Raw genomic sequence first — 12,932 nt, forward strand, 5'->3', positions numbered from 1 at the left:
TTGCTCAATTAATCGCGCAATCGCCATATCGGCCCGAGGAGGCGCCATGGCCCGCGTCCATGAAGTACTGATCATCGGCAGCGGTTTCGGCGGCAGCATCGCCGCTGCCCGCCTCGCCGAGGCCGGCGTGGACGTCGCCATCCTCGAGCGCGGCCCGTGGCGCGATACGCTGCCGGTCCAGTCCATGGGCATCCCGAACCGGATCCGCTACCCCGCCGGCCTGCAGCTCGCGACCCGCGGCTTCAAGCGCATCAATGGCAGGCTGCTGCCGCGCGGGGGGCTGACCCTCTCGCGTTACGGGCTGTTCGAATCGTTCTCCGCGGGCGACGTCTCGGTGCTCTGCGCCTCGGGCGTCGGCGGCGGGAGCCACGTCTATACCGCGCTGAACGACCGCCCGCGCGTGTCCGGCTACTGGGACGGGCATCACCCGGACGTGTCGAACGACGTGCTGGAGCCGCATTACGAGCGCGTCATGGCCGAAATGGGCGGCCGACCCCCACGCCTGGAAGACGCGATCCCCAACCTGACGGCGTCGCGCTACCGCGGCCACGACTGGCTGCAGGGCGGCGACGGTGGACGACAGCCGGCCCACGCCGTGCAGTATCCCGAGATCCCCGGCACCAGCCGCGAAATCGACTGGGGTGAAGGCATCCGGCGTCGCGAGGCCGACTGGAAGGACGGCGGACTGCTGGGGTCGCGCTTCGGCACCAAGACCACGCTCGACTTCGCCTTCCTCGCTCCGGCGATGCGCCGCGGCCTGCGCGTGCTGGACCTTCACGAGGCGATTTCCGTGCATCGCTGCCGCCAGACCAACCTGGCGCGCTATTCCGTGCAGGCAAAAAACCTGTACACGGGCCAGGTCGAGGCTTTCTACGCCGACCACGTGATGCTCGCGGCCGGCACCATGAACACCCTGCGCCTGTTGCTGGTGAGCCGCGACGAAGCGCGCGGCCTCGACGGGCTGCCGGCGCTGGGCCGCCGCTTCGGCACCAACGGCGATCACCTGGCGTGGTGGGGCATGGACGACGCGGAAGCCGATTTCAGCCGCGGGCTGCCCTGCCACGGCCCGGTGGCCTTGCGTCACGGTGGACGTGAGGACGACCCCTTCATGGTCGAGGTGGGGCTGATCGGCGTCGACGCGTTCCCGATGCCGGACCGGTTGCGGCGCCGGTTGCGGCGCGGCGTGATGCTGGTAGCCATGGGCGCGGATCTCGCCGACGGCCGGGTGTCGCTGCGGCGTGGCCGGCTGCATGTCCGCTACACGCGCGATGCGCAGCCGGTCTATGCACGCACGGAGGCGCTGTTTCGCGAGATCGCTGCGCAATCCGGCAAGCCGGTTCGCATGCGGCGCCGCCCGTTCACCGTGCACCCGCTTGGTGGTGCGGTGCTCGGCCCGAGCGATGCGGAGAGCGTCGTGGACGGCCGCGGCGAGGTGCACGGCTACCCGGGCCTGTTCATCGTGGACGCGGCTGCCCTGCCGGCAGCACCCGGCGGACCGCCCTCGATGACCATCGCCGCCTGGTCCAGCTTCGTGGCGAGCCGTTTCCTGGAGGACCGCACGTGAACCAACCCGGCGAAATCCACCGCCAGCGGCTCCCCCGGCGCCTGTTGCTGCTCGACGCGATCGGCGCGCTGCTGCTGGCGGGCGGAGTCCTCGAACTGCTGCAGACGGGCCCGAGGCTGATCCCGGAACCGCTGCGTCTCCCCGGGGTGGCGATCGGGCTCGTGGTGCTCGGCGGGGTCATGATGCTGGCGGTCCCGCTGTGGCTGTTGCGGCGCCACCGCCGTCCGAGAGGGCAAAGACATGGCGTGGGCGGCAAGGGGTTCGGACAATGAGCCGCAACCGGCGACGCTACCGCATTCTCGACGTGTTTACGGACACGCCCTACGGGGGTAACCCGCTGGCCCTGGTGATGGAAGCCGACGGATTGAGCGGCGCACAGATGCAGCTGATCGCGCGCGAATTCGCCTTGTCGGAGACGGTGTTCATCCTCCCGCCGCGCCACCGCGGCCACACCCATCGCTTGCGCATTTTCACGCCGACCCAGGAGTTGCCTTTCGCTGGCCATCCCACCATCGGCGCAGCGCTGACGCTTGCAGAGGAAGGCTGGACGGACACGGAGTTCGTCTTCGAGCAGGGCGTAGGCCCGGTGAGTGTCAGCCTGCGCCAGAGCAAGCACCTGCAGACCGCATGGCTGCACGCGCCCAATCCCCCCGAGGTCGGCCCGCCCGCGCCGCCGACGGACGCGCTCGCGACCGTGATATCGCTGCATCCCCGCGATATCCTCGCCGGCGACTGGGGACCCGGCATGGTCTCCGCGGGCGTGCCTTATCTCGTCGTCCCGGTGCGCGATATGGATGCCCTGGGGCGTGCGGAGCTCGACCTGCAGCGCTGGCGGGAAATCGTCAAGGATCTCTGGGCGCCCAACGTTTACCTCGTTGCCCCGGTGGACGGCCCTGGCCAGACGCATTACCGCGCGCGGATGTTCGGGCCCGCGATCGGCATCGCCGAGGATTCCGCCACGGGATCCGCCGCCACCGCGTTTCCGGCCTGGCTCGTGCCGCGCCTCGGCCTCACGGCCGGCGTGCTGACGGTGACCATCTCACAGGGTTTCGAGATGAACCGGCCCAGCCGGCTGATGATCGAGGTCGAACTCTCCGCCGGGCTCATCACGACGGTCCGGGTCGGCGGCACGGCCGTGTCGATCGCGGCAGGGACGCTGCAGGCGCCCGGCTGAGACTTCGATCCCGTTCGATTCCAGGGCGGTTTCCGGCGTATCGCGGAATTGTCATCTTGGTTCGGCAGACTCATGCGGAAGTAAAACCGCAATGAGTCGAGCCTGACCCGATGACGACCCCCACGCAGCCTGATCGCTTTCGCCCGGCCGACGCCGGCAACGACGAACCGGAAACGAATCTCACCGCCCACACCACTTTCAGCGCGGTCGTGGCACGGCGCTATTCGCGTCGTGACGTCCTGCAAGGCGGGCTTTCGGCCGCGCTGGCCGCGCTGTTCGCCGCACCCGTCCTCGGGGCGTTCGCCCGCGCGGGTGAGACCCCGGGAGCCGCCCTGCGTGGCGCGCCATCCGCGAAACCGGGCTTCGAGGCGATCCCCATCTATCGCGGCGATGCCGTGAGCATCGCGCGCGGTTATACCGCTACGCCGTTCCTGGTCGCCGGCGAACCGATCATCGGCGACCAGGTCGGTGAGGCGAGGGCCAATTCAGTCGCCGCGTTCGAGGATTGCTCGGGCGCGGACATGGAAAAGCGCATCGGCTCACATCACGACGGGATGCACTTCTTCCCCGCTTCCGAGGCACCGAACCACCGCGGCGTGTTGTGCCTGAATCACGAGTACATCGATCCCTACAAGCTCTTTCCCCGGGGCGCCTGGGTTGCCGAGGGCCCGCGCCCGGGAGAGCAGATCCGCAAGGGCATCGCCGCCCACGGCGTCTCGGTAGTCGCCATCGAGCGGGGTGCGGAAAACAGGGGCTGGCGCATCGTGAAAAGCCACCTGAACCGCCGCATCACGCCGGAGACGCCCGTCGTGTTCGCGGGGCCCGCACGGGGCTCCACGCTGTTGCGGACGAAATACAGCCCGGATGGCACGCGCACGCGCGGCACTTTGAACAACTGCGCGAACGGCCACACGCCATGGAACACCTACCTCACCTGCGAGGAGAACTGGGCGAGTTACTTTGCCGCGGGGAAGGAATCGTCGCGGCGCGAACTGCGCCGCTATGCGGTGGGTGAGAACAGCGACCGCTACGGCTGGGACCGACCGGCCATCCGGCCGGACGGTCGCTACGATGAACCCACCGCCAGCGAGACGAACCCCGATCCCTATCGACGCTTCGCCTGCGGCGAGGACCTCGGCGCGGATGCGAGCGAGGATTATCGCAACGAGCCCAATTGCCAGGGGTGGGTGGTCGAGATCGATCCCTTCGATCCCCATTCGATCCCGGTGAAACGCACCGCGCTGGGCCGCTTCGCGCACGAGGGCTGCACCGCCGCGCCCGCACGCGAGGGCGAGCCGCTGGTGTTCTACTCGGGCGACGACGCCATGAACCAGTACATGTTCAAATTCGTCACGCGCGAACGCTATGCGCCGGCCACCGCGGGTGGGCACATGCTGGATTCGGGCACCCTGTACGCGGCCCGCTTCGACGCCGACGGCCATGGCGCCTGGCTGGCGCTCGACCTCGCCGACCCGGTGTTCCTGGAAGCCGTCGCCCGGGCGAGAAAAGACCCGCGCAGCGTCTGGCCGGGCGGGCACTACGACGATTTCGCGGGGTTCAGCGACCAGGCCGACGTGCTGGTGAACGCCCGCCTCGCCGCCGACGTGGCCGGCGCCACGCCGATGGACCGGCCGGAGTGGTGCGCGATCCATCCGCAGACCGGCGAGGTCTATCTTTCGTTGACGAACAACGACAACCGCGGCGCCGCCGACCCCTCGGCTGAAGAGCCGCGGCCCGTGCCGCCCGACGCTGCCAACCCCCGCGTTGCCAGTGAATTCGGCCATATCATCCGCTGGCGCGAGCAGGATGGCCGGCATGCCGCCACCCGCTTCAGCTGGGAGATCTTCGTGCTCTGCGGCCCGCCGGACGACAGCCGCACGCTCGCAGGCGAACCGCTGGACGCGGACAACATGCATGCCAGCCCCGACGGCCTGCGCATCGACGCCCGCGGCCTGCTGTGGATCCAGACGGACATGGGCGACACGCAGCAGGCGAAAGAACACGCGCGTTTCGGCAACAACCAGCTGCTCGCCGCCGATCCGGACAGCGGCGAAATCCGCCGCTTTCTGCAGGGCTGTCGCGGCCAGGAGATCACCGGCATCACGGCCACGCCCGACGAGCGCACGCTGTTCATCAACCTGCAGCATCCGGGCGAAGGCTCGGAAGCCGAGCCGATCCTCGCCTCGACGTACCCCGACGGTCCGCGGTCGCGCGGGCGGGGACGTTCCTGCATGCTCGTAATCAACAAGGACGACGGCGGCGTCATCGGGACCTGAGCGAGTTCAGCCCGGTTCAATCCCGATTCGCGCGGCACGAGAGTGGAGGCGCGATCGGCGCACCTTGCTCCCGCGCCGACGAGGGTGGAATAATCCCGCGCAACAAGGACCGGGGACGCCGCAAGTGACACACCATCGATTTTTCCTGGCGGCCGCGCTCGGGCTGTTGCTCATGCTGCTGTCCGGTTGCGCCCAGAACCCGCGCATCGCCGCGACCTGGCATGGGGATCGCGTGAGCGAACCCGTCGACGGGATCCTGGTCGTCGGGGTCGGCAACGACCTCACCTATCGGCGCATGTTCGAAGACCTCATCGTGCGCGAGCTTGCTGCCGGTGGTAACACGGCATGGGCCAGCAGCCGTCGCATCGACTCCGCGACACCGCTGCGCCGGGAAAGTGTCGAACAGGCGGTGCGGGACACGGGCGCCGGGCTGGTCGTCGTCACACGCCTCTCCAATCAGCAGACCGAATTCGTCGAATCGCGCGAGGAAGGCGGCGTCAAGGCGCGTCGTCGCCATGACACGCCGCTCGACTTTTTCCGCTACGACTACACGCTGGTCGAGCCCGCCGACTATCTCGTCGCCCGGAGCGCGGTGAACCTCGCCACCGACGTGTATCGCGTCGAGACGGGCACACTCGCCTACAGTCTCGACACATCCATTCCGCCGCGCGATACCCGCATCGAAATCATCGATGAAGCGGCCCTCGCCATCGCCGCACGACTGCGCAGGGACGGGCTGGTCCGCTGAACAGGCACGGGCACCGCTGATGTCGCTCGACCCCATCGTCCTGTTCTTCATCCTCGGTCTCGCCGCGGGACTGATGCGCTCGGAGCTGCGCCTGCCGGGCGCGATCTACGAGTTCCTCAGCGTCATCCTGCTGCTGGCCATCGGCCTCAAGGGTGGCGTCGAGCTGGCCCAGCAGTCGCTCGGCACCCTGTTGCCCCAGATGGTGGCCGTCGTGCTGATGGGTTTTCTCCTCCCCGTGGTCGCCTACCCGGTATTGCGCATGCTCGGGCGCCTCAAGCGGGCGGATGCCGCCTCCATTGCCGCGCACTACGGCTCGGTCAGCGTCGGCACCTACGCCGTGGCCGTGGCCTGGCTGGCATCGCGCGAGATCAGTTTTGAAGCTTACATGCCGCTGCTGCTCGTCCTCCTGGAGATGCCGGCGATCCTCATCGGCATCATGCTGGCGCGCGGCGTCTCCGCCGACACGAACTGGAAACAGCTTGGTCACGAGGTCTTCCTCGGCAAGAGCATCGTACTGCTGCTGGGCGGGCTGCTGATCGGCTGGGCGGCGGGACCGGAGGCCCTGGAACCCGTCGGCGGCCTGTTCTTCGACCTGTTCCACGGCGTGCTGGCGCTGTTCCTGCTGGAGATGGGACTCGTCGCCGCCAGCCAGGTGGGGAGCCTGCGCCGCCACGGTATTTTCCTGCTGGCTTTCGGCATCGCCTTTCCGCTGTTCGCCGCCGTGGTGGGCGGCGTGCTCGGCTTGCAGATCGGGCTGTCGATCGGCGGGACGATGCTGCTCGCCACGCTCGCCGCGAGCGCGTCGTACATCGCCGTGCCGGCGGCCATGCGCCTGGCGGTGCCGGAGGCCAACCCGACCCTGTCGCTGACCGCCTCCCTGGGCGTCACCTTCCCCTTCAATATTCTCGTCGGCATCCCGCTGTACCAGAAACTCGCGGTATTGCTGCACGGTTCCGGAGGCTGAAATGCACGCAGATCCGCGCAAGCTGGTGACCATCATCACGGAAGCGGCCATCGAGCGCCGCCTGCTCGAGGACCTGAAACGCCTCGGCGCGCACGGCTACACGGTCAGCGATGCGCGCGGCGAAGGCACACGCGGGATCCGCAGCGCCGGCTGGGAAGGCAGCAGCAACATCCGCATCGAGGTGGTGTGCGACGAAGCCACGGCCGAGGCGATGGGCCGCCATCTCAAGGCGCACTACTACGCGCATTACGCGATGATCATGTACTTCAGCGACGTCGGCGTGTTGCGGCCCGAGAAGTTCTGAACCTTAACCGAACTGCGCACGGATCACCGCGGCAACCTCGCGGCCCCACGCGGCGTAGGCCTTCGGGCCGGGATGAAAGCCATCGCTGGCCATGTAGGCGATGTCCTCCGGCAAGTGGGGCGTGACGAGACGGCACGCCGGATCGCCGGACGCCACGGTCTCGAGCAGGGCGGTGAACGCCATGGCCCGCTCGCCGAGACACCAGCGCAGCGGCTGTGGCAGCGCAGGGAACAGGTGCATGGGCGGGAGCCCGGTCAAGACGACAAGCCGCACGCCGAAACGGAATTTCAACAGTTCGACAAGGCTCTTTTGTCGGGCGACGAACTCGTGCGAGCGCGTCCCGCCGGTCACGTCGTTCACGCCCAGTGACAGCACGGCGACGTCGTAGCCTGCCGCATCTGCGGATTCCAGGCGACGCAGCAGGTCGGCCGTCCTGGAGCCCGTTTTCGCATCGATCCGCCAGTGAACGGTGAACTCGTCCTTGAGCGCCTTCAGCAGGGAACCCGACAACCCTTCGTCCTGGCTCGCGGCGCCGACGCCCGCCGCGGCCGAGTCGCCGGCGATCAGCATCCTGAGTGGCGGTCCGTTGCCAATCGTCCCGGCCCGCGGACCCGGCGCCTCCGGAAGCCGAGGCGTGACGCGCCGCACTTCGCGGCCCTGGTAGAACAGCCAGGGGAACAGGGCCGCCGCGACAACTCGATAATCCAGCACAGTTCGACACCAGCTAAAGAAAATTCCTGTCGAAAGTCTAGGCTGCCTGCGGAGAAAAAGTCAGCCCGTTGCACCCGGATCGACGTGGCTCGCCCCGGGCGGTCATACTCCGCTCGCCTAACCGAGGAGTCCACGATGCCGCTGCACAGCCGATTCGAGCGCCTGGCGAAGCCGGCGGTCTATGTCATTCACGAGAACGACGAGTGGGTGGAACCGTTGCGCGTCGCGTTCCGCCAGCGCGACATTCCCTTCGCCGAGTGGTTCGTGGACGGGGGCACCATCGAGCTGGCCGACATACCGCCGCACGGCGTGTTCTACAACCGCATGAGCGCCTCGTCCCACACCCGCGCGCACCGCTACGCCGTCGAACTGACGGCGCCGCTGCTCGGCTGGCTGCACGCTCACGGGCGCCGCGTGGTGAACGGCCGGCGCGCACTGCAGCTGGAGGTCTCGAAGTTCGAGCAGTACCTCGCCCTGCAGGCCGTCGGCGTGCCGACCCCGCGCACCTTCGCGGCCAACGGCCGGGCGGAGGTCCTCGCGGCCGCCCGCGCGCTCGACTCCACGCCGTTCATCGTCAAGCCCAACCGCGGCGGCAAGGGCCTGGGCGTGCGGTTGTTCCACTCGCTCGAGGAACTCGAGGACGCGCCGGACGCCGACGCCGTCGCGTCACTGGACGGCATCGAACTCGTGCAGGAATACGTCCGGCCGGCCCGCGATTCGATCAGCCGCATGGAATTCATCGGCGGCCGCTTCTATTACCAGGTCGACGTGGATACCACCGGCGGATTCGAGCTGTGTCCCGCCGACCACTGCGATATCGGCGACCGCTTCTGCCCGGCGGGCGAAACACCGCCGCAGGGCGACGCGGCTCCGGCGAGTGTCGCGGCGAAACCCAAGTTCGTGCTGTCGTCCGACGCGCCGGACGCAGGTCTCGTGGCGCGGCTGGAGCGTTTCTTCCGGGAGAACGACGCCGAGATCGCAGCGGCCGAATATGTCGAGAACAAGCAGGGCGAGCGCTTCGTCTACGACATCAACATGAACACCAACTACAACCGCCAGGCCGAGCTGGACGCCGGCGGAGGACGGCTCGGCATGGAACGGGTCGCGGAATTCCTCGGCGCCGAGCTGGCGCGTTCGCAAGCGGCCTGAAGCCCCCCGGTCCGGGGAACCGCTCATGCCGCGCGGCCAGGCCGACTCAGAGCTCGACGGTCGCCAGCAGGCGCGTCAGGTCACCGAGCTGGCCGGCGGGCATCGTATCTGCAGGCCTCGAGGGTGGAGCCGCGCCGTCCAGCCGGGGCAGGCCAGGCAGGTTGGCGCGGATGTCGAGTCGCAGCGGCTTGGGGTCAGCGACCTCCAGTTCGATCTCGACGCCGCCCGGCGGCAAGGCGAAAAACAACAGCCGACGCGGTTCCTCCGCGCCGGACTCCGACGGGTCGGGCTGGCCATCGACACGCAGCCCTGCGATCCCCCGCCCGGCCGGCCACTCGAGCACCGTCGAATGGTTCCCCGCGGGCGCAACGAGCCTGAACCGCAACCGCCGCCCGGCATCAGTCGGCTCGTCCGACAGCACCTCGATCCGGGGCCCCTCTGTATCGACCAGCGGCGCGGAGCGCTGCCAGGCGGGGTTGGTACCAAGGGCTTCGGGAAACCAGTCGGGCATCTCGGCCCGCACGGCATCGGCGCCGAGGATACGACTCGTCCACTCGTCCAGCGCCGGATCACGCGAATACCAGAGCGCCGCGTCCCGCTCCGGATGCGCGACGTAATGCATGCTGTTCGGGCGAGGTCGCTCGGCATCGAATCCGGCGCCATGAATCGAGAGCCCCAGGACGAGCACGCCCCCCGCCGCCAGCAATGCCGGCAGCACGGCCCCCAGGCCGCGGCCGATGACGGCCAGGGGCAGCGCGAGCAGCCCCAGCGAGAGGACCGTGAGCACCACCGGCGCGGCGATCATGTCCAGCGTCAGCGTCAGTTCCACGCCCCGCGCCAGCGGCGGCACGATCAGTACGACCGGCAACGCGAGGATCGCGACGGCCAGGGCGCGCACGCCCTGGCCGCGCGGCAGGTCGGGGCGCCAGAAGGCGAGCCCGGCGAGCGCGAACAGCAGCGGCCAGAGGAATACATCGCTGGCGCCGGGCAAGTGCCAGGCCGTGACCAGCGCCAGCGCCGCCCAGACCACGAGGTTTGCCGCGAGCACTTCTGCAGGCCAGAGGCGACGGCGCAGCCAACGCAGGGAAAGCAGGTAAAGCGCACCCGCCAGCAGCAGCATGCCGAGCAGGTATCGCCCGCTGTCGTAGGGCGAGCCGTGCGGCACCCACGCCAGTTCCGGAATCCATCTCGACAGCACGCCCCAGGCGGTCATGGCCAGCAAAGGCAACAGGAGCAGCACGGCCGCCAGGTGCAACACCCCGAGTCCCATGCCCCGCCACTGCACCAGGCCGAGCCGCGCAGCGCCGCCGATGGCTGCGAGCGCCAGCAGCGCGGCCAGCGCCGCCAGCGCCAGCGCCCAGGAAAGCGGGTAATGCAGCAGGCCGATCACCGGGGCACTGAAATAGACCCGGTCGGGCGCGGCGAGCTGGCCGAAGTCCGTGTCGCCGAAACCCCGCGCCAGCGACAAAAGATAACTACCGTGGTGCTGCAGGGTGCGCGGGTCGGCATTGGCGAGGTTGTCCAGCGGCGTGTGGTAGTGCGTGAGCGCCAGAACATTGGCGAAATCCATCCCCGCGTGGCCCGCCGCCTGGAACACGCTGAGGTCGGTGTCGTTCGGCATCAGCCTGAAGAGTTCGCCGGCGAGCGAGGTGGCCACGGGCCATGGAGCGGCCTCGCCGAGCACCCGGATCATGCCGCCGTTGTTTGGCGTCGTGCGAAACATGTGGACCTCGCCGGCATGCCCCCGACCCTCCGCATTCAGCACGATCCCCGTTTCGGCCGCCCACGGATGCTGGCTCACGTAGGCGTCGGCGCCGAGCAGGCCGACCTCCTCCGCGTCGGTGAACAGCACGATGACATCGTTGCGCATGGCCGGGCTCGCCTGCAGGGCGCGGGCCGTCTCGAGGATCGCCGCAAGCCCGTTTCCTGCATCACCGACCCCCGGCGCGACCGGCACGGAGTCATAGTGCGCCAGCAACACGACAGCGCCGGACGAAGCCCGGCCCGGGATGAGCGCCATGACGTTGGTGACCCGCGCCGCGCGGAGCGCGTTGCCGCTGCGACGTAACGCCGTCGTCTCCTGCAGCCGGGGTTCGAGTCCGATCTCCTGCAACGCCTGGACGAGATAATCCCGGGTGGCGCGGTGCGCTGCCGATCCCACCGGCCGCGGCACCACCGCGAACGCTTCCAGGTGCAGCCTTGCGCGGGACGCGGAAAACTCCGTTTCGGGAGCGCTTGCCGGCACCACCGGCGGTGGCACGGCGGGCGGCCACGCAAGGGAGAACACGACCCCGCCCGTCAGGACCAGCAACACCAGCACGCCGCGAATCACGTCACCCATGGCAATCCATTCATCCGGTTTCCTGCCTGGCGCGATTCTAGCGCCTTCTCGGCCGCTGCACCTGCTGCCATACTGGCGCCTGTCACTTGCGGCCGGCGGCAGCATCGATGAAAAACCTGCGTTTCGAGGATCTCGAGTCACGCCTCGCGGAATTCGCGGCAGCGCGCGACTGGGATCCTTTCCACTCGCCGAAGAACCTCGCCATGGCGCTGGCGGCCGAGGCAGGCGAACTGCTCGAGCAGTTCCAGTGGCTCACGGAAGAACAGAGCACCCGGCTCACCGACGAGCGACGGACGGCCGTGGCCCTGGAACTGGCCGACATCCAGCTCTACCTGGTGCGGCTCGCGGCGCGGCTGGACATCGACCTGGTGAGCACCGCCCACCGCAAGATCGATCTCAACGCCGAAAAGTATCCCGTCGAGAAGTCACGGGGTCACGCCCGCAAGTACAACGAGCTTTAGCGCGCGAGACGCTCCTCCCGCGATCGGGGCGGAGCGGAGCATTGCGGGGCCAATCGTCACTCGGCCAGCACGCGCTCGCAGCGCACGACCTCCCCGACCAGTTCGTCCCCTTCGATCAACAGGTCCACCGGCGCCCGGCCGGGCATCGTGAAGCTGATGACGTCCGCGCGGTGTATGAAGGTGCCCTCGCGAACCCCCGCGGCGGTCATGATGGTCGCACGGCCGTCATCCAGCAGGATGATTTCCTGCCACGCACCCTCGCAGCTGTAGACCTCGCGCTCGACTTCCCGGTCGCACCCGGTCACGGCCAGCAGCGCGACAGTCAATATCAGGATTCTCATGGCGCAGTCCTCGCCGGCGGCCTTCAGGTACCTCGAAGTATAGGAAGCAGCTGCAGGTGGGGGTTTTATTGCGAATGATTCTCATTTATAGTGTTCCCCACTGAGTGTACAGGGAGCAATCCGATGAACCAGTGGCACCTGAAAGTCCAGGCATCAGGACCACGACCCGAGGTCCAGCTGCGGCACGAGTCCGGTCTCTGTCGCGGCTGGTCCGGGGATATCGCCTGCCGCCTGTGTCGCAGCCTCGGTCTCCATGAGGGCGAGCAGCCCTGCCCCAAGCAACAGGCCTGGCGCCTGTTTCTCTTCGCCCACGCGATCGAGGACGAAGCAGCACTCGCGGAGAACGCCTCCGAGCAGGGCGGCGACACCACCTGCGAATCCGCATGCCAGGACAACTGCCCGATGAGCTGGGAGAAGAAACTGGCGGACCACGGCCTGGCGCCCACTCCGGCGCGCACTATGATTGCAGCCACGCTTTTGACTCATGCGCAACACGTCACGGTCGATGACGTGGAACATGCGTTGCGCGAGGCGGGGAAGAAACTCTCGCGAAACCGAATCCGCAAGACCTTGCAGGAATTCGTGGACTGGGACTTGCTGCAAGTCATCGATGTGGGGGATGGCACCGTTTTCTATGACACGGACACGTCACCCCACGCGCACGTCTACAACGTGGACACGGGCGAACTCACGGACTTGCGACCGGAACAGACATGGATCACCGGCTTGCCGGAACTGCCGAGAGACGTGCGACTCGACGCGGTGCAGCTGGTCTTCCGCGTCCGGCAGGCAACACCCCCGGACCTCCTCCCCGCCGGCGCCTGATAAATGCGCCGGCCGGCGGGGCCGGTTTCTGGATAGCTTTTTTGTCCAATCAGGCTTGGGCAGTACTCCGCCCC

13 protein-coding genes are annotated in these 12,932 nt (G+C 68.3%); 10 read left to right on the forward strand and 3 right to left on the reverse strand.

Annotated features, from left to right (window positions below):
• Positions 1-46: 46 nt before the first annotated feature.
• The 7 genes from G6032_RS05645 (at position 47) to G6032_RS05675 (ending at position 7,030) form a co-directional block, all read left to right on the forward strand.
• Positions 47-1,564 carry a GMC oxidoreductase gene (locus G6032_RS05645; protein WP_165281150.1) on the forward strand — a complete coding sequence of 506 codons (1,518 nt, stop codon included), beginning with the start codon at positions 47-49 and terminating at the stop codon, positions 1,562-1,564.
• Positions 1,561-1,836, forward strand: coding sequence for a hypothetical protein (locus tag G6032_RS05650; RefSeq protein WP_165281151.1), 276 nt, complete (start codon positions 1,561-1,563; stop codon positions 1,834-1,836). The genes G6032_RS05645 and G6032_RS05650 overlap by 4 nt, the downstream gene beginning before the upstream one ends.
• The gene (locus tag G6032_RS05655) at positions 1,833-2,738 is read left to right on the forward strand and encodes a PhzF family phenazine biosynthesis protein (RefSeq protein WP_165281152.1); all 906 of its coding nucleotides are present in this window, start codon (positions 1,833-1,835) and stop codon (positions 2,736-2,738) included. The genes G6032_RS05650 and G6032_RS05655 overlap by 4 nt, the downstream gene beginning before the upstream one ends.
• Positions 2,739-2,848: 110 nt before the next feature.
• Positions 2,849-5,014, forward strand: a complete 2,166-nt coding sequence (locus tag G6032_RS05660) for a PhoX family phosphatase (protein WP_165281153.1) — start codon at positions 2,849-2,851, stop codon at positions 5,012-5,014.
• 124 nt (positions 5,015-5,138) lie between these two features.
• A complete protein-coding gene (locus G6032_RS05665; RefSeq protein ID WP_165281154.1) occupies positions 5,139-5,762 on the forward strand; it encodes a hypothetical protein in 624 nt (207 codons plus the stop codon).
• A 19-nt stretch (positions 5,763-5,781) separates the two neighbouring features.
• On the forward strand, positions 5,782-6,726 hold the full coding sequence (locus G6032_RS05670; protein ID WP_165281155.1) for a sodium-dependent bicarbonate transport family permease: 945 nt from the start codon (positions 5,782-5,784) through the stop codon (positions 6,724-6,726).
• A gap of 1 nt (position 6,727) precedes the next feature.
• On the forward strand, positions 6,728-7,030 hold the full coding sequence (locus tag G6032_RS05675; RefSeq protein WP_165281156.1) for a transcriptional regulator: 303 nt from the start codon (positions 6,728-6,730) through the stop codon (positions 7,028-7,030).
• Between the two features lie 3 nt (positions 7,031-7,033).
• On the opposite strand, the gene G6032_RS05680 is transcribed toward G6032_RS05675, so the two are convergent.
• A complete protein-coding gene (locus G6032_RS05680; RefSeq protein WP_206211828.1) occupies positions 7,034-7,741 on the reverse strand; it encodes an SGNH/GDSL hydrolase family protein in 708 nt (235 codons plus the stop codon).
• 135 nt (positions 7,742-7,876) lie between these two features.
• On the opposite strand from G6032_RS05680, the gene G6032_RS05685 reads away from it, so the two are divergent.
• Positions 7,877-8,890, forward strand: coding sequence for an alpha-L-glutamate ligase (locus tag G6032_RS05685; protein ID WP_165281157.1), 1,014 nt, complete (start codon positions 7,877-7,879; stop codon positions 8,888-8,890).
• Positions 8,891-8,936: 46 nt separating this feature from the next.
• Here the strand turns inward: G6032_RS05685 and G6032_RS05690 are convergent, their stop codons facing one another.
• Positions 8,937-11,231: a M28 family peptidase gene (locus G6032_RS05690; protein WP_165281158.1), complete on the reverse strand. Its 2,295-nt coding sequence runs from the start codon at positions 11,229-11,231 to the stop codon at positions 8,937-8,939.
• 107 nt (positions 11,232-11,338) lie between these two features.
• Here G6032_RS05690 and G6032_RS05695 point away from each other — a divergent pair, with 107 nt between their 5' ends.
• On the forward strand, positions 11,339-11,692 hold the full coding sequence (locus G6032_RS05695) for a nucleotide pyrophosphohydrolase (RefSeq protein WP_165281159.1): 354 nt from the start codon (positions 11,339-11,341) through the stop codon (positions 11,690-11,692).
• A gap of 56 nt (positions 11,693-11,748) precedes the next feature.
• Here the strand turns inward: G6032_RS05695 and G6032_RS05700 are convergent, their stop codons facing one another.
• Positions 11,749-12,033, reverse strand: a complete 285-nt coding sequence (locus G6032_RS05700; protein ID WP_165281160.1) for a hypothetical protein — start codon at positions 12,031-12,033, stop codon at positions 11,749-11,751.
• Between the two features lie 123 nt (positions 12,034-12,156).
• Between G6032_RS05700 and G6032_RS05705 the strand changes: the two genes are divergently transcribed.
• On the forward strand, positions 12,157-12,858 hold the full coding sequence (locus G6032_RS05705; RefSeq protein WP_165281161.1) for a transcriptional repressor: 702 nt from the start codon (positions 12,157-12,159) through the stop codon (positions 12,856-12,858).
• Positions 12,859-12,932 lie beyond the last annotated feature (74 nt).

The organism is Wenzhouxiangella sp. XN24 (assembly GCF_011064545.1).
In the GTDB taxonomy this organism is placed as follows: domain Bacteria; phylum Pseudomonadota; class Gammaproteobacteria; order Steroidobacterales; family XN24; genus XN24.